Below are 15,989 nucleotides of genomic sequence, written 5' to 3' on the forward strand. Positions count from 1 at the left end.
CCGGGCGTAGGATCCGGGACGTGACTGTGGCACCAGAGGGACGCAAGCTTCTCCGCATCGAGACCCGCAACGCCGAGACGCCGATCGAGCGCAAGCCGAGCTGGATCCGCACCACCGCGAAGATGGGCCCCCAGTTCACCGAGCTCAAGGGCCTGGTGAAGCGGGAGGGCCTGCACACGGTGTGCGAGGAGGCGGGCTGTCCCAACATCTACGAGTGCTGGGAAGACCGCGAGGCGACCTTCCTGATCGGCGGCGAGCAGTGCACCCGCCGCTGCGACTTCTGCCAGATCGACACCGGCAAGCCCGCCGCGCTCGACCGCGACGAGCCGCGCCGGGTGGCCGAGAGCGTGCAGGCGATGGGCCTGCGCTACTCCACCATCACCGGCGTCGCCCGCGACGACCTGCCCGACGGCGGTGCGTGGCTGTACGCCGAGACCGTCCGCCGCATCCACCACCTCAACCCGGACACCGGCGTGGAGCTGCTCATCCCTGACTTCACCGCCCAGCCCGACCAGCTGGCCGAGGTCTTCTCCTCCCGCCCGGAGGTGCTGGCCCACAACGTGGAGACCGTGCCCCGGATCTTCAAGCGGATCCGTCCCGCCTTCCGCTACCAGCGCTCGCTGGACGTCATCACCGCCGCCCGCGAGGACGGCCTGGTCACCAAGTCCAACCTGATCCTGGGCATGGGCGAGACCTTCGACGAGGTGATCGAGGCGATGTCGGACCTGCAGCAGGCCGGCTGCGAGATCCTCACCATCACCCAGTACCTGCGGCCCAGCCCGCTGCACCACCCCGTGGACCGCTGGGTCAAGCCGGAGGAGTTCATCGCTCACTCCGAGGCGGCCACCGCCATGGGCTTCTCCGCCGTGATGTCCGGGCCGCTGGTGCGCTCCAGCTACCGCGCCGGACGGCTGTTCACCCAGGCCGTCACCCACCGGGGCGACGCCGTGCCGGAGAACCTGCGCCACCTCGCCGAGGCCGGCACGGCCCGCCAGGAGGCCAGCGCGCTGCTCGCGCGCTGACTCCGGGCCACCGGCGGCGAGCGGAGGGTGCCTCCGCCGTATCCTGGGAGGCATGGCGAAGGGCAAGCCCGACAAGGCGGCAAAAGCAGAGGCTCGGCGCGTGCGCAAGCAGGCGTCGAAGGAGCGTCGTGGCCAGATGTGGCAGGCGTTCCAGATGCAGCGCAAGGAGGACAAGGCGCTGCTGCCGATCCTGGTGGGCACCGTGGTGCTCACCACCCTGGTGCTCTTCGGGCTCGGCTACCTCATCGGCATCCAGTGGCTCACGCTGCCGTTCGGCCTCGTCATGGGTGTGCTCATCGCGTTCGTCGTGTTCGGCCGCCGCCTGCAGCGCAGCGTCTACACCAAGGCTGAGGGCCAGCCCGGTGCCGCCGGGTGGGCGCTGGAGAACATGCGTGGCGCGTGGCGGGTCAAGTCCGCCGTCGCTGCCACCACCCAGTTCGACGCCGTGCACCGCGTGGTCGGGCGTCCCGGCGTCATCCTGGTCGCCGAGGGTGCCCCGCACCGGGTGAAGGGCCTGCTGGCGCAGGAGAAGAAGAAGGTCGCCCGCCTGGTCGGCGACACCCCCATCTACGACATCGTGGTGGGCAACGAGGAGGGCCAGGTTCCGCTGAGCAAGCTGCAGCGGCACGTGGCCAAGCTGCCTCGCAACATCGACACCAAGCGGATGGACACCATCGACTCCCGGCTGTCGGCACTGAGCTCGCGCGGCGGTGGCCCGGCCATCCCCAAGGGCCCCAACCCCGCCGGCGCCAAGATCCGCAACCCGCAGCGCACCGCCCGCCGCCGCTAGGACACCCGGGTGCCGGGGCCCGGTCAGCGCGGGATCAGCGGGAGCGGATCACGGCGGTGCTGGTGAGCCGGTCCTGCACGCCGCGGCCGTCGCCGTCGGTGAACAGCGCCGGCAGCACGAGCCCCACCAGGGCGACGCGCACGACGGAGCGCCACAGCCCCACCGGCGCCTCCCGGTCGACGCGGGCCACCCCGATGCCCACGGCGGCCTGGCCGGGCGTCATCGAGAACAAGGCCACCGAGATGATCGACACAACCGCCCAGACGGCCAAGTTCCAGGACATCGAACCGATCGCCGCGGCGACCACCGTGGCGATGGCCCAGTCGATGGCCAGCCCCCCGGCCCGACGGCCCACGGTGGCCAGCGCACGTGGCCCAGTCTCGGGCAGCCCCAAGCGTTCTCCCCGGTAGCGTGCGGGCTTGCCGTCGGCTCCCATGGGCAGCCCCGCTGCCGATCCGGACAGCCAGGAACCGGTAATTCGTGCCATGCGGTCCAGGGTAGGCGGGCCCGCACGGGGCAGGGACCACCCCTCCCGCCCCGTCCCCGTAACATTGGCGAAACATACGGTTGACTACCGGGCAACAAGGCCTGTTTACAGTCAGAGCCCGTTGCAAACCCGCACGCTCTTGCCGCGCGGGACCGAGCGAAGGAGCCACTAGGTTGTTCAAAAATTCTGAAGAGGTCCTGAAGTACCTGGCTGACGAGGACATCGAGTACGTCGACATCAGGTTCTGTGACCTGCCCGGCGTGATGCAGCACTTCACCGTGCCGGCCAAGGCCTTCACCCAGGACGTCTTCGACGACGGCCTCGCCTTCGACGGCTCCTCGGTGCGTGGATTCCAGTCCATCCACGAGTCCGACATGATGCTGCTGCCCGACCCGGCGACGGCGCACCTGGACCCGTTCCGTGCCGCCAAGACGCTGAACATGAGCTTCTTCGTGCACGACCCGTTCACCCGCGAGTCCTACAGCCGCGATCCCCGCAACGTCGCCCGCAAGGCCGAGGAGTACCTGGCCAGCACCGGCATCGCCGACACCTGCTTCTTCGGGGCCGAGGCCGAGTTCTACATCTTCGACTCGGTCACCTTCGACTCCCAGCCCAACGGCACGTTCTACAAGCTCGACGCCGAGGCGGGCTGGTGGAACACCGGCCGCGAGAACGAGCTGGACGGTTCCCCCAACCTGGGGCACAAGACCCGCTACAAGGGTGGCTACTTCCCCGTGGCCCCGGCCGACCACTACGTCGACCTGCGCGACACGATGTCCACCAACCTGCAGAACGCCGGCTTCGAGCTGGAGCGCCTGCACAGCGAGGTGGGCTCCGGCGGCCAGGCCGAGATCAACTACAAGTTCAACACCCTGCTGCACGCAGCCGACGACGTGATGCGCTTCAAGTACATCATCAAGAACACCGCCAAGGCCGCGGGCAAGACGGTGACGTTCATGCCCAAGCCGCTCTTCGGTGACAACGGCTCCGGCATGCACTGCCACCAGTCGCTGTGGAAGGACGGCGTGCCGCTGTTCCACGACGAGGCCGGCTACGCGGGCCTGTCCGACGTCGCCCGGCACTACATCGGCGGCATCCTGCACCACGCCCCGAGCCTGCTGGCGTTCACCAACCCGACGGTGAACTCCTACCACCGCCTGGTGCCGGGCTACGAGGCGCCGATCAACCTGGTGTACTCCCAGCGCAACCGCTCGGCGTGTGTCCGCATCCCGATCACGGGCAACAACCCCAAGGCCAAGCGCATCGAGTTCCGCTCCCCCGACTCCTCGGGCAACCCGTACCTGGCCTTCGCCGCCATGATGATGGCTGGCCTGGACGGGGTGAAGAACAAGATCGAGCCCGCCGCCCCGGTGGACAAGGACCTCTACGAGCTGCCGCCCGAGGAGGCCAAGGACATCGCGCAGGCTCCGACCTCGCTGCCCGCCGTGATCGACCGCCTCGAGGCCGACCACGACTACCTGCTCGAGGGTGGTGTCTTCACGCCCGACCTCATCGAGACCTGGATCGAGATGAAGCGCACCAACGAGATCGACCCCGTCCGGCTGCGCCCGCACCCGTACGAGTTCTCCCTGTACTACGACTGCTGAGCACCTGAGCTGATCGACCGAGAGCCCGCACCAGTCCTGGTGCGGGCTCTCGGCGTTGGTGTGCGTGGAGGGTGGCGCGATGTTCTCGACGGCGGGACTGCTGATCGGGGTGGCCGTGCTCGGCCCGAGCCTGCTGCTCCTGGTCGCACCGCCCCAGGAGGGCCTGGCGGCACTGGGTGCGGGCACCACCACCACCGACCGGGTGCTCACCGTGCTGGAGCGGCTGGGCCAGGCGGGGGTGCTGGTGGCGCTGGTGCTGTCCGGCGACCGGTACTCCGCGCCGCTGGACGGCTGGTTCGCCGTGGGCGCGGCGCTGCTGGCCGGCTACTACGCGCTGTGGCTGCGGTACCTGCTGCGCGGACGGCACCTGGCGCTGCTGTTCGGCCCGCTCGCCGGGGTGCCGGTGCCGCTGGCGGTGCTGCCGGTGCTTGCCCTGGGCTGCGCAGCGGCGTGGGGTCGCTCGGTGTGGCTGGGCACAGCCGTGGTGGTGCTGGCGGCCGGGCACTGGCCCACCAGCTGGCGCACCTGGCGGCGGCTCGAGCAGCCGACCGCCGCCTCGGCGTGAGCTCCTAGCCGCGGGTGGGCACCACGATGGGCACCTGGGTGCGGGGATGGCGGATGACGTCGATGGACACCCCGTAGAGCTCGGAGAGCAGGTCGGGGCGCAGCACCTCCTCGGGGCTGCCACAGCCCACCACCCGCCCGTCACCGAGCACCACCACGCGGTCGGCGTGCACCGCGGCCGCGGACAGGTCGTGCAGCACCACCACCACGGCGCAGCCCTGCTCGGCGCGGCGGCGCATCAGGTCCATCACCGCCTCCTGGTGGCCGATGTCCAGCGCCGCGGTGGGCTCGTCCAGCAGCAGCACCTGGGTGTCCTGGGCCAGCACCCGGGCCAGCGCCACCCGGGCGCGCTCGCCGCCGGAGAGCTCGGTGAACCGGCGCTGGTCGAGGTGGGCGACGTCGGCTGCGGCCATCGACGCGGCGATGATGCGCTCGTCGTCAGCGGGCATGCTGGTCGCCGCCCAGGGGTGGCGCCCCATCGCCACCACCTCGTGGGCGCTGAAGGGAAAGCCCACCCCGTGCTGCTGCGGCAGCACCGCGCGGCGCCGGGCCCGCTCCCCGTCGGAGAACTGGCTGAGCGCGCGCTGGTGCAGCCGCACGGCGCCGGCTGCGGGTGCCACGTCGCCGGCGAGCACGCCGAGGGCGGTGGACTTGCCCGCCCCGTTGGGACCCACCAGCACCAGCACCTCCCCGGCCCGCACCTGCACCGTGAAGTCGTCCAGCACGGTGCGCCCCCCGCGGCGCACCACCACCCCGGCGCAGCTGAGCAGTGGGGTCCCGGCCGGCGCGGTCGCCGGTGCACCCTCGGGGGCACGCCCGAACGGCAGGCGCATCACGACCAGCCGCCCTGGCGAGCACGGGTACGCAGGATCAGCACGAAGAACACCGGACCGCCCACCAGCGCGGTGAGCATGCCCAGCGGGAGGTCAGCGTTGTGCACCAGGGTGCGGGCGCCCATGTCGGCCACCAGCAGCACCAGGGCACCGGCGACCGCGCTGGCGGGCACCAGCAGCCGGTGGCCGGGGCCGACCAGCATGCGCACCGCGTGCGGCACCACCAGGCCGACGAAGGCGATGATGCCGGTGAACGCCACGGCGGCGGCCACCAGCAGCGCGACCAGGGCGACCACGGACAGCCGCAGCCGCTCCACGTTCACGCCGAGGTGGCGCGCGGGGGCCTCCCCCAGGGCCAGCAGGTCCAGCTGGTGCGACAGCAGCACGGCTCCGAGAGCTCCGAGCACGATGGGTCCGGTGGCGAGGGCCACCGCCTCCCAGGTGGCGCTGCCCAGGGTGCCCAGCTGCCAGAACACGATCTGGTCGCGGGCGGTGGGTGAGCTGATGTAGGTGAACAGCGCGATCAGTCCGCCGGCGACGGCGTTGATGGCCACGCCCGCCAGCACCAGCGTGATCACGTCGGTGCGCTGGTGGGAGCGCGCCATCGCGTAGACCAGCATGGTGGTGAGCAGGCCACCGACGAAGGCGGCGCCGGCCACGCCCCACACCGCGGTGCCGGCGCCGCCGATGACGATGGCGGCACTGGCACCCACCGCCGCACCGGAGGACACCCCGATGACGCCGGGCTCGGCCAGGGGGTTGGCGAAGGCGCCCTGCAGCAGGGCCCCCGCGCAGCCCAGCGCCGCCCCGACCAGCAGCCCCAGCGCCACCCGCGGGAAGCGGACGTGCCAGAGGGTGTCGGTGGCCGCCGGGTGGGCGGGGCTGTCCAGCCAGTCCAGGCCCACCCCGTGCAGCAGCACGCCGAGCACCTCGGTGGGCGAGGTGGGGACCTGCCCGATGCAGGCGGCGAGGATGGCCGCGGCCACCGTGGCCAGCACCAGGACAGGCAGCAGCGTGCGGCGCAGCGTGGGCTGCAGCCGCCCGCGGCGGGACCCGCCGCGCGCCGGCGTGGCCGGCACGGTGGCCGGTGCGGCCTCCCCCACGCGCTGCGGACGCACCCTCTGGGTCGTCACTGTCCGGCGCTGCGGTGCACTGCCTCGCCCAGCGCCCGGATGACGTCACCGGTGTCGGCGCCGAAGCTGAGCAGGTCGGTGTCGTCCATGACCACCACGCGCCGGTTCTGCCCGGCCGGGGTCTGGGCGATGCCCGGCACCTGCAGCAGGCCGTCGATGCCGCCCACCGACTCCAGCCCGTGCGTCATCAGCAGCAGCACGTCCGGCTTCGCCACGATCAGCGCCTCGGGGGTGATGGGGGTGTAGGCGGTGCCGAGGCCGGAGTCCACCCCGGCGTCGACCTCGCCGATCGCGGCGATCAGCTCGTCGGCCCCGGAGCCCTTGCCGCCCATCATCGCCACCGAGGTGCCGCGCAGGTACAGGAACGCCACCCGCTCCCCCGTGGCGCGCTGGCGGGCCTGGGCGGTCGCGTCGGTGATGGCGGTGGCGGCGTGCTCGGCGAGCTGGCGGCCCTGGTCGGGAACGCCCAGCGCCGTCCCGACCGCGGCCACGAGCCCGCCTACGCCCGCGACCGTCCGGTCACCGGGGAAGGTCACCACCGGGATGCCCGCGTCACGCAGCTGCTGCACGGCCGAGCGAGGGCCGATGCTGCCGTCGGTGAGCACCACGGTGGGTCGCAGGCCCAGCACGGCCTCGGCGTTGAGCTGGTGGCCGCCGGGGGTGATCACCGGCAGGTCGTGCACCTCGGGGAAGTCGGTGGCCAGGTCGCGGCCCACCAGCCGCTCCCCCAGGCCGAGCGCGAACACCGTCTGCCCCAGGGTGCCGTTGCGGTCCACGGCGACGATGCGATCGGCCGAGGTGACGGTGACCGGGCTGCCGTCGGCCGAGGCCACCGTCACCGGCAGCGTCGGCGCAGCTGTGGTGGCGACGATGCGTGGTGACTCCTGGGCCAGCGTCGCCGTGACCGGTGCGGAGGAGGAGGAGGCGGTGTCCCCGGCCGCCGAGCAGCCGGCCAGCACGGCGCCGGTCAGCAGCACGACGGCGACTGCTCGGAGGGGCCGGGAACGGACCCGGGCGGGGCTGGTGCGGTGCACGGCCGAGCTCACCGGGTGGCGGGGTGGCCGCCGACGTGGGCGTCGAGGTCCACGAAGAGCGCCTGGTTGAGCCCGAACGCCACGATCGCCTCCGCCACCACGCGCTGCGCACCGTCCTCGTCCACGTCCAGCGCGTCGAGCTTGGCCCGGTAGGCGTCCTTGTACGGCTTGGTCTTCGGGATCAGCGGGAAGTCGTAGAACTCCAGGCCCTCGTGCGTCAGACCCAGGTGTTCCTGCAGCTTGCGGCGCATGATCTGTCCACCCGAGAGATCGCCGAGGTAGCGGGTGTAGTGGTGCGCCACGAAGGCCAGCGGGTCCTTCGCCGCCACCGTCTCCAGCCGGTCGACGTAGGCCGAGGTCGCCGCCAGCGGGGTGACCGCCGCGCGCCAGCCAGGCTCCCCGAAGAGGTGGTCGAGGTCGCGCTCGAGAGCCGCCAGCCGCAGCAGTGCCTGGTCCACGAAGACCCCGGCGAGCGGGTCGTCGGCCAGTCGCTCACCGGCCCGCTCCAGCGCCCGGTAGAGGAACCAGGACTGCACCAGCAGCTCGCGGTAGTCCGCCTGGCTGAGGTGTCCCTCCACCAGGTTGGTGACGAAGTCCTGGCTCTCGGCCTGCTCGTGGACGGCCCGGGTCTCGTCCTTGAGCCGAGCGGCGAGGGACTGGGTCATGGCGGTCTCCCTTGAGTCAGCGCCAGGCGAGCGACGACCGCCGGCCCCGGTGCCAGAGTGATATAAGTAAACCCATCCTAACTGAGTGAAGCCTAACCTAATGGCGATCTTTCCACTGGCCGGTCAGGACCCTCGGCCCCGCTGCCCACCCTCACCACTGGAGCCCCCGATGAACCGTCGCACCGCCGCCACCGCCCTGGCCACCCTCTCGACGGGCGCCCTGCTCGGCCTCGCCCCCGGCACCGCCCTCGCCGCCGAGAACGTCGACCTCACGGTGACCAAGTCCGCGGACGTGCAGCCGGGCGAGAAGCTCACCGTCAGCGGCACCGGCGCCGACCCGCAGGCCGGCTACTACGTCGCGCTGTGCGCCGCCGGCACCACCAGCCCCAAGGGGCCCGACTGCCTGGGTGACCGCACCCAGCCCGGCACCCAGGTGTGGCTGAGCAACTCCCCCGGCGCCACGGCCAAGCTGGGCGCCGACGGCACGTTCAGCACCGAGCTGACCGTCCTCGCCAACGGCACCACCTCCACCGGCAAGGCCATCGACTGCACCACCACCGCCTGCGAGGTCACGCTCTTCCACGACCACCGCAACGGCTTCGACACCGTCGCGACCGTGCCGCTGAAGCTCGCCGCAGCCAGCTCGAGCAGCGCCACCTCCGCCACCTCGGCCACCAGCACCCCGTCCGCCGGCGCCCCCGCAGACTCCGCCACCACCAACACCGCGGCGGAGTCCGAGGACAGCAGCAGCGCCACCGGCTGGATCATCGGCGGGGTGGTCGTGGTGGTCGCTGCTGCCGCGGCCGCCCTGTATGTCCGGTCCCGGCGAAACGTCGGCTGAGCGGGCGAGATCGGCAGCGACGGCGTCTGCGGTGCGCCGTACGGTGGGGGGTCGTGACCAGTACCGGCGCCGACTCCGGCGCACCCAGCCCGCGCGATGACCAGACGGGTGCCACCTCCCGCAGCAGCGGGGCGGTGCGCACCGACCAGGCGGCGAGCACGCGACCGCACGTCAACCCGTGGCTGTCGCTGACGGCCACCCTGATCGCGGTGTTCATGCAGCTGCTGGACGTGTCGATCGTGAACGTGGCGCTGCCGAGCATCTCCACCGAGCTGGGTGCGTCCTTCTCCACCCTGCAGCTGGTGATCACCGCCTACACGCTGGCCTTCGCCTGCACCCTGATCACCGCCGCCCGGCTGGGTGACCTCTACGGCCGGCGCAAGGTCTTCCTGCTCGCGCTCGCCTCGTTCACCATCGCCTCGGTGCTCTGCGGCATCGCGCAGAGCCCGGTGGAGCTGATCGGGGCCCGCTTCCTGCAGGGGCTCACCGCCGGGATGATGCTTGCGCAGACGCTGGCCATCATCACCTCCACCTTCCCCGCCGAGCAGCGCGGCAAGGTGTTCGGCATCTACGGCGCCACCATCGGGATGGCCACCATCCTGGGCCCGACCCTGGGCGGCGCCCTCATCTCCTGGGACGTCCTCGGCCTGGAGTGGCGGGCGATCTTCCTGGTCAACGTGCCGCTCGGGATCATCGCGCTGCTGTTCGGCTACCGACACCTGGTGGACAGCCGCGCGGAGTCCGCTCAACGCCTCGACCTGCCCGGCGTGGGGCTGTCGGTGCTGGGCCTGTTCCTGGTGGTCTACCCGCTGGCGGAGGGCCGTGAGCGGGACTGGCCCACCTGGTTGGTGCTGATGCTGGTGGCGTCGGTGCCGGTGCTGCTGGGCTTCGTGCTCCACGAGTACCGCCGTGGGCGGCGCAACGACTCCCCGCTGGTGGAGCTGCGAGTGTTCCGGGACCGCGCGTTCAGCGTGGGCTGTGTGATGGCGCTGCTGTTCTTCAGCTGCCTCATCTCGTTCTTCTTCACCATCTCCCTCACCCTGCAGGCGGGCTTCGGGTTCACCGCCCTGCACTCGGGCCTGATGACGCTGCCGTTCGCGCTCGGCTCGGCCGTGGCCTCGGGCTCGTCCAACAAGGTGGCCCAGAAGCTGGGCAGCCGGGTGCTCATCGTGGGTGCCGGTGTGCTGGCGGTGGGGCTGCTGTCGCTGTCGGTGGTGATGAACCAGCAGGGCACCTCTCCGCACTGGCTGGCCTACGCCGCACCGCTGCTGGTCTCCGGCGCCGGTCTGGGGCTGTTCATCGCTCCGCTGCAGACCATCATCCTGTCGGAGGTCAAGCAGGAGCACGCCGGCTCCGCCTCGGGGCTGCTGCCCACCTTCCAGCAGCTCGGCGGCTCGGTGGGGCTGGCGGTGATCGGCGTGCTGTTCTTCACCTTCATCGGCAACCAGGGACAGGCCGCGGTGCAGAAGGTCACCCCGGAGCTCACCCAGCAGGTGGCCGCGAGCGGGCTGCCCACGCCGGCGCAGTCGGAGATCATCGGCTCGTTCGGCACCTGCGCCGAGCGGCGGCTGTCGTCGGCCGATCCCACCTCGGCGCCGCCCGGGTGCGAGCCCGCCACCGCCATCCCGGGCAGCCCACAGGCGCAGGTGGGCCCGGCGCTGGCCGCGGCGGGCAAGGAGGTGGGTGGCCAGGCGTTCCTGCAGGGCCAGCGCCGCACGCTGTGGGTGTTCTCCGGGGTGCTGGTGGTGGTGATGGCGCTCGCGCTGGCGCTGCCCCGCCGCACCTCCGGCCACGGCGGGCCCTCCCGCGGCACCGCCGCCTGAGCACGGTCCGGGGCGCAACCGCCGCGCCCCGGACCCACCATCAGGTGCTCAGGTGCCGAAGGAGTGCTCCACCACGCCGCGGGCGCGCCGGGTGACCTTGCGGTAGTGGTCCATGAAGGCGCCTGGGTCGTCGTCGGACCAGCCGGCGGCCGTGGCCACCGCGGCCAGCACCCGCCCCGGACCGGGCAGCTGGTCGGCGGGCTTGCCCCGCACCAGCACCAGCGCGTTGCGGGCCAGGGTGGCGGTCAGCCACGCCGTGCGCAGGGTCTCCGCGTCGGCGGCCGACAGCAGCTCGGCCGCACCGGCGGCCTCCAGCGCCTGCAGGGTGGAGGTGGTGCGCAGCGACGCGATCTCGTGGCCGAAGCGCAGCTGCAGCAGCTGCACCGTCCACTCCACGTCGGCGAGCCCACCGCGCCCGAGCTTGGTGTGGGTGGCCGGATCGGCGCCGCGCGGCAGCCGCTCGGAGTCCACCCGGGCCTTGATCCGGCGGATCTCCCGGATGGTGGCGGCGTCCACCCCGCCGTCGGGGTAGCGCACGTCGTCCACCATGGCGCAGAAGCGCTCGCCCAGCTCCCGGTCGCCGGCCACCGCGCGGGCCCGCAGCAGGGCCTGCGCCTCCCACGGCGCCGACCACTGCTGGTAGTAGGAGCGGTAGGAGGACAGCGTCCGCACCATCGGGCCGCTGCGGCCCTCCGGACGCAGCCCGGTGTCCACCTCCAGCGGCGGGTCGGAGCTGGCCTTGGCCAGCAGCGCGCGCACCTTGTCGGCCACCCGCGACGCCCACCGCACCGCGGTCTGCTCGTCGGCGTCTCCCCGGGGCTCACAGACGAAGAGCACGTCGGCGTCCGAGCCGTAGCCCAGCTCGGCGCCGCCCAGGCGGCCCATGCCGATCACCGCGATGGCCGCCGGGGCCTCGCCGTCACCGCGGGCCTCGGCGGCCACCGAGCTCAGCGCGGCGTCGAGCACCGCCGCCCACACCGAGGACAGCGCGGCGCAGACCTGGGGGACGTCGAGCAGCCCCAGCAGGTCGGCGCTGGCCACCCGGGCCAGCTCGTGGCGACGCAGCCCGCGGGCCGCCTCCACCGCGCGCTGTGGGTCGCGGTGGCGCCCGGCGCTCACCTGCAGGCTCTGCGCGACGTCGGCGGGCTCCACCTCCAGCAGCCGCGGCCCGCTGGGGCTGTCGGCGTAGAGGCGGAGCACCTCCGGTGCCCGGATGAGCAGGTCGGGCAGGTAGCTGGAGGTGCCCAGCACCCGCATCAGCCGCTTGGCCACCGCGCCCTCGTCGCGCAGCGTCCGCAAGTACCAGGGGGTCTCCCCCAGCGCGTCGGACAGCCGCCGGTAGGCCAGCAGCCCGCCGTCGGGGTTGGGGGTGTCGGCCAGCCAGCCCAGCAGGATCGGCAGCAGCACCGTCTGCAGCTGGCTGCGTCGTGAGGACCCCGCGGTGAGCGCGCGCAGGTGGTTCAGCGCGCTCTCCGGGGAGGTGTAGCCCAGCGCGGCCAGCTGGCGGGCGGCGGAGTCCTCCGACAGCCGCAGCTCCTCCGGCTCCGAGCGGGCCACCGCCTCCAGCAGCGGGCGGTAGAAGAGCTTCTGGTGCAGCCGGCGCACCCGCACCGCGTTGCGCCGGATCTCCGCGGCCAGCACCCCGGCGGCGTCGGTGCGACCGTCCGGGCGCACGTGCGCCGCCCGGGCCAGCCAGCGCATCGCGGCGGCGTCGTCGGGGTCGGGCAGGGTGTGCGTGCGCCGCATCTGCTGCAGCTGCAGGCGGTGCTCGAGCAGGCGCAGGAACTCGTAGGAGGCGGTGAGGTTGGCGCCGTCCTCGCGGCCGACGTAGCCGCTGGAGGACAGCGCGCCCAGGGCGTCCACGGTGGACTGCACGTGCAGCGCCTCGTCGAAGCGGCCGTGCACCAGCTGCAGCAGCTGGACGGCGAACTCCACGTCGCGCAGGCTGCCGCTGCCCAGCTTGATCTCGCGGTCGCGCAGCTCGGCGGGCACGTTCTGCTCCACCCGGCGGCGCATCGCCTGCACCTCGGGCACGAAGTCCTCCCGCTGCGAGGCCGTCCACACCATCGGCGAGACCGCGTCGATGTACTCCTGGCCCAGGGCCATGTCGCCGGTCATCGCTCGGGCCTTGAGCAGGGCCTGGAACTCCCAGGTCTTCGCCCAGCGCTGGTAGTAGGCCAGGTGCGACTCCACCGTGCGCACCAGCGCCCCGGAGCGGCCCTCCGGACGCAGCCCGGCGTCCACCTCGAAGAAGGCGCTGCTGCCGATGCGGACCATCGCGCCGGCCAGCCGGTTGGCGACCGCGTCGGCGGGCTCGCCCACGAAGATCACGTCCACGTCGCTGACGTAGTTGAGCTCGCGGGCCCCGCACTTGCCCATGGCGATCACCGCGAGCCGGGTGCTGCAGGGCTCGTCCCCGCACACCTCGGCCACGGCCACGGCCAGGGCGGCGGTGAGCGCGGCGTCGGCCAGGTTGGCCAGGTGCAGGCCCACCTCCTTGTACGGCAGGACGGGCAGGTCCTCCACGGTGGCGGCCAGGTCGGCAGCGGCGAGCACCAGGGTGCGGTCGCGGTAGGCCGTGCGCAGCGCCGCCACGGCGTCGGAGCCGGTGAGCAGCGACCGCCACAGCGCGCTGCCGGGCTCGGGCTTGGCGTGCACGACGCCGAGCAGCTCTTCCTGCAGCTGCTCCACGCCCGGCAGCTCGATGTGCTCACCGGCCAGCAGCTGCCAGGTGTCGCCGTGGGCCACCAGGTGGTCGCTCAGCGCCGTTGAAGAGCCCAGGACGCCGAACAGCCTGCCGCGCAACGGCTTCTCGGTGAGCAGCCGCTTCGACAGCTCTTCCCAGCGCGACTCGGAAGACTCCGACAGGCGCTCCAGGCCGCGCAGGGCCAGGTCTGCGTCGGGCGAGCGGGACAGCGCCCAGAGCACCTCACGGTGCTTGTCGGTGGTCCAGCCCAGCTTGGCCAGCACGTCCGCTGCACCCGGGTCGATCAGTCCCAGCCGGCCGGGGGTGGGCAGAGCCGAGCGGTAGCGATCAGAAGTTGTCACGACTCTCCGAGCAGGGGTAGGTCGATCCGCGTGGACTTCGGGCGGTGCGCGTCGGCGATCCCGACGAACGTGGCGACGATCGGCCGCCACGTCTCGGCGAGGTCGGCGTGGCCGTCCTCGAGCACGCCCGGTTGGTGCTGTGCCGGCGGCATGGTGGCCGCGGTCTCCGGGTTCTCCGTCATCCACCGGCGCACCAGCTCCGGCGTGGTCTCGATGTGGAACTGCAGGCCCCACGCCGTCGCACCCACGCGGTAGGCCTGGTTCGGGCAGCGCTGCCCGGCCACCAGCAGCGTGGCGTCGGCGGGCAGGCGGTGCACCTCGTCGGCGTGGAACTGCAGCACGTCGGGAGTGAAGGGCAGGGTGGCCAGCAGTGGGTCGGCCGCGGCGGCGTCCCGCTTGGCCACCAGCCGCAGGCCCGCCTCGGGACCGTCGGGCATGCGGCGCACGTCGCCACCCGTGGCCAGCGCCAGCAGCTGGGCACCCAGGCAGATCCCCAGCACCGGGGTGCCGGTGCGGACCGCGGCGCCGAGCAGGGCGCGCACGTCGGCCAGCCACGGGTGCTCGGCGTCGTCGGCGGCGCCCATCGCCCCGCCCAGGCAGACCAGCGCGCCCACCCCGGCGAGGTCGGCCGGCACCGGCTCACCGGCGAAGGGCCGCACCAGCCGGAGGTCCGCACCCGCCTCGACCAACCAGTCCTGCATCGGTCCGAGCGGATCGTCCGCCGCCGGCTGCAGGACGAGGACAGTGCTCACGGGCAGAGCCTAGCCACCAGCCGTGCCGCCGCTACAGGTTGAGGTAGGTCTTGAGCTCGTACGGCGTCACGTTGCGCCGGTAGCTGTCCCACTCCGCGCGCTTGTTTCGCAGGAAGTAGTCAAAGACGTGCTCGCCCAAGGCATCTGCCACCAGCTCCGAGCTCTCCATCAGCCGCAGCGCCTCGCTGAGGTTCTGCGGCAGCTCCTGGTAGCCCATCGCTCGGCGCTCGGCCTCGCTCAGCGAGGACACGTCGTCCTCCGACGCCGGCGGCAGCTCGTAGCCCTCCTCGATGCCCTTGAGCCCGGCCGCCAGCATCACGGCGAAGGTCAGGTAGGGGTTGCACGCGGAGTCCGGGGTACGGATCTCGATGCGTCGCGAGGAGGCCTTGCCCGGGGTGTACATCGGCACCCGGACCAGGGCGGAGCGGTTGGCCGCGCCCCACGCGGAAGCGGTGGGTGCCTCCCCGCCGGTGATCAGGCGCTTGTAGGAGTTCACCCACTGGTTGGTGACGGCACACAGCTCGGGGGCGTGGCGCAGGATTCCGCCGATGAACGCCTTGCCGGTGGCGCTGAGCTGGTTGGGGTCGTCGGGGTCGTGGAAGGCGTTGGTGTCGCCCTCGAACAGGCTCATGTGGGTGTGCATCGCCGAGCCGGCCTCGTCACGGAAGGGCTTGGGCATGAACGAGGCGCGCACTCCCTCGTTGATGGCCACCTCCTTGATGACGTAGCGGAAGGTCATCACGTTGTCGGCCATGCTTAGCGCGTCGGCGTAGCGCAGGTCGATCTCCTGCTGGCCGGGGGCGGCCTCGTGGTGGCTGAACTCCACCGAGATGCCCATGGACTCCAGCGCCTCGATGGCGTGGCGGCGGAAGTTCGGCGCCTCGTCGTTGACGGCCTGGTCGAAGTAGCCGCCGGAGTCCGCCGGGATCGGCACCGAGCCGTCGACGGGTCCCGGGCGCAGCAGGAAGAACTCGATCTCCGGGTGCACGTAGCAGGTGAAGCCCATGGCCTTGGCCCGGTTGAGCTGGCGGCGCAGCACGTGGCGCGGGTCGGCCCAGGACGGCGAGCCGTCGGGCATGACGATGTCGCAGAAGATGCGGGCGGAGTGCTGCTCGCCGCCATCGGAGTCCACCCAGGGCAGGATCTGGAACGTGGACGGGTCGGGCTTGGCCACGGTGTCGGCCTCCGACACCCGCGAGAAGCCCTCCACCGACGAGCCGTCGAAGCCGATGCCCTCCGCGAAGGCGCCCTCCAGCTCGGCAGGGGCGATCGCCACCGACTTGAGGTAGCCGAGCACGTCGGTAAACCACAGGCGCACGAACTTGATGTCGCGCTCTTCCAGGGTGCGGAGCACGAACTCCTGCTGACGATCCATAGCGGTGACCCTAGG

At 72.3% G+C, this 15,989-nt stretch carries 14 protein-coding genes; 6 read left to right on the top strand and 8 right to left on the bottom strand.

The window, feature by feature from the left end; translation table 11 throughout:
• Positions 1-20: 20 nt before the first annotated feature.
• On the top strand, positions 21-1,022 hold the full coding sequence (gene lipA / locus ELX43_RS10410) for a lipoyl synthase (protein ID WP_127783374.1): 1,002 nt from the start codon (positions 21-23) through the stop codon (positions 1,020-1,022).
• Between the two features lie 52 nt (positions 1,023-1,074).
• The gene (locus ELX43_RS10415; protein WP_127783375.1) at positions 1,075-1,812 is read left to right on the top strand and encodes a DUF4191 domain-containing protein; all 738 of its coding nucleotides are present in this window, start codon (positions 1,075-1,077) and stop codon (positions 1,810-1,812) included.
• Between the two features lie 34 nt (positions 1,813-1,846).
• On the opposite strand, the gene ELX43_RS10420 is transcribed toward ELX43_RS10415, so the two are convergent.
• Positions 1,847-2,299, bottom strand: a complete 453-nt coding sequence (locus ELX43_RS10420) for an RDD family protein (RefSeq protein ID WP_127783376.1) — start codon at positions 2,297-2,299, stop codon at positions 1,847-1,849.
• Between the two features lie 173 nt (positions 2,300-2,472).
• Here ELX43_RS10420 and glnA point away from each other — a divergent pair, with 173 nt between their 5' ends.
• Together glnA and ELX43_RS10430 are read left to right on the top strand one after the other, a co-directional pair.
• Positions 2,473-3,906: a type I glutamate--ammonia ligase gene (gene glnA, locus ELX43_RS10425; RefSeq protein WP_127783377.1), complete on the top strand. Its 1,434-nt coding sequence runs from the start codon at positions 2,473-2,475 to the stop codon at positions 3,904-3,906.
• Between the two features lie 79 nt (positions 3,907-3,985).
• Positions 3,986-4,471: a hypothetical protein gene (locus ELX43_RS10430; protein ID WP_241248894.1), complete on the top strand. Its 486-nt coding sequence runs from the start codon at positions 3,986-3,988 to the stop codon at positions 4,469-4,471.
• A gap of 4 nt (positions 4,472-4,475) precedes the next feature.
• Here ELX43_RS10430 and ELX43_RS10435 read toward each other — a convergent pair whose 3' ends face one another.
• The 4 genes from ELX43_RS10435 to ELX43_RS10450 all read right to left on the bottom strand — a co-directional run bounded on the left by ELX43_RS10435 (position 4,476) and on the right by ELX43_RS10450 (position 8,135).
• On the bottom strand, positions 4,476-5,303 hold the full coding sequence (locus tag ELX43_RS10435; protein WP_127783378.1) for a heme ABC transporter ATP-binding protein: 828 nt from the start codon (positions 5,301-5,303) through the stop codon (positions 4,476-4,478).
• Positions 5,303-6,340, bottom strand: a complete 1,038-nt coding sequence (locus ELX43_RS10440) for an iron ABC transporter permease (protein WP_241249900.1) — start codon at positions 6,338-6,340, stop codon at positions 5,303-5,305. The genes ELX43_RS10435 and ELX43_RS10440 overlap by 1 nt, the downstream gene beginning before the upstream one ends.
• Before the next feature lie 92 nt (positions 6,341-6,432).
• Positions 6,433-7,413: an ABC transporter substrate-binding protein gene (locus ELX43_RS10445; RefSeq protein ID WP_241248895.1), complete on the bottom strand. Its 981-nt coding sequence runs from the start codon at positions 7,411-7,413 to the stop codon at positions 6,433-6,435.
• A 65-nt stretch (positions 7,414-7,478) separates the two neighbouring features.
• Positions 7,479-8,135, bottom strand: a complete 657-nt coding sequence (locus ELX43_RS10450; RefSeq protein ID WP_127783379.1) for a biliverdin-producing heme oxygenase — start codon at positions 8,133-8,135, stop codon at positions 7,479-7,481.
• 169 nt (positions 8,136-8,304) lie between these two features.
• On the opposite strand from ELX43_RS10450, the gene ELX43_RS10455 reads away from it, so the two are divergent.
• Together ELX43_RS10455 and ELX43_RS10460 are read left to right on the top strand one after the other, a co-directional pair.
• Complete coding sequence (locus tag ELX43_RS10455; RefSeq protein ID WP_164860634.1) at positions 8,305-8,976, top strand: neocarzinostatin apoprotein domain-containing protein; 672 nt, start codon at positions 8,305-8,307, stop codon at positions 8,974-8,976.
• 53 nt (positions 8,977-9,029) lie between these two features.
• A complete protein-coding gene (locus ELX43_RS10460) occupies positions 9,030-10,799 on the top strand; it encodes an MFS transporter (RefSeq protein WP_241248896.1) in 1,770 nt (589 codons plus the stop codon).
• A gap of 48 nt (positions 10,800-10,847) precedes the next feature.
• Here the strand turns inward: ELX43_RS10460 and ELX43_RS10465 are convergent, their stop codons facing one another.
• From ELX43_RS10465 to ELX43_RS10475, 3 genes are read right to left on the bottom strand one after another with little or no spacing between them, the layout of a single operon-like run.
• Entirely contained in the window at positions 10,848-13,847 is a 3,000-nt protein-coding gene (locus tag ELX43_RS10465) for a bifunctional [glutamine synthetase] adenylyltransferase/[glutamine synthetase]-adenylyl-L-tyrosine phosphorylase (protein WP_127783381.1), read from the bottom strand.
• Entirely contained in the window at positions 13,844-14,599 is a 756-nt protein-coding gene (locus tag ELX43_RS10470; RefSeq protein ID WP_127783382.1) for a type 1 glutamine amidotransferase, read from the bottom strand. The genes ELX43_RS10465 and ELX43_RS10470 overlap by 4 nt, the downstream gene beginning before the upstream one ends.
• 31 nt (positions 14,600-14,630) lie before the next feature.
• Positions 14,631-15,974 (bottom strand): glutamine synthetase family protein, encoded by a 1,344-nt coding sequence (locus ELX43_RS10475; protein WP_127783383.1) that lies wholly within the window; start codon positions 15,972-15,974, stop codon positions 14,631-14,633.
• Positions 15,975-15,989 lie beyond the last annotated feature (15 nt).

The sequence above is a fragment of the Rhodococcus sp. X156 genome (assembly GCF_004006015.1).
GTDB lineage: Bacteria > Actinomycetota > Actinomycetes > Mycobacteriales > Mycobacteriaceae > X156.

Coding starts and splice junctions, on each gene's coding strand:
- ELX43_RS10450 (WP_127783379.1), bottom strand. CDS start 8,135: ATGACCCAGTCCCTCGCCGCTCGGCTCAAGGACGAGACCCGGGCCGTC.
- ELX43_RS10455 (WP_164860634.1), top strand. CDS start 8,305: ATGAACCGTCGCACCGCCGCCACCGCCCTGGCCACCCTCTCGACGGGC.
- ELX43_RS10475 (WP_127783383.1), bottom strand. CDS start 15,974: ATGGATCGTCAGCAGGAGTTCGTGCTCCGCACCCTGGAAGAGCGCGAC.
- ELX43_RS10415 (WP_127783375.1), top strand. CDS start 1,075: ATGGCGAAGGGCAAGCCCGACAAGGCGGCAAAAGCAGAGGCTCGGCGC.
- ELX43_RS10435 (WP_127783378.1), bottom strand. CDS start 5,303: ATGCGCCTGCCGTTCGGGCGTGCCCCCGAGGGTGCACCGGCGACCGCG.
- ELX43_RS10430 (WP_241248894.1), top strand. CDS start 3,986: ATGTTCTCGACGGCGGGACTGCTGATCGGGGTGGCCGTGCTCGGCCCG.
- ELX43_RS10420 (WP_127783376.1), bottom strand. CDS start 2,299: ATGGCACGAATTACCGGTTCCTGGCTGTCCGGATCGGCAGCGGGGCTG.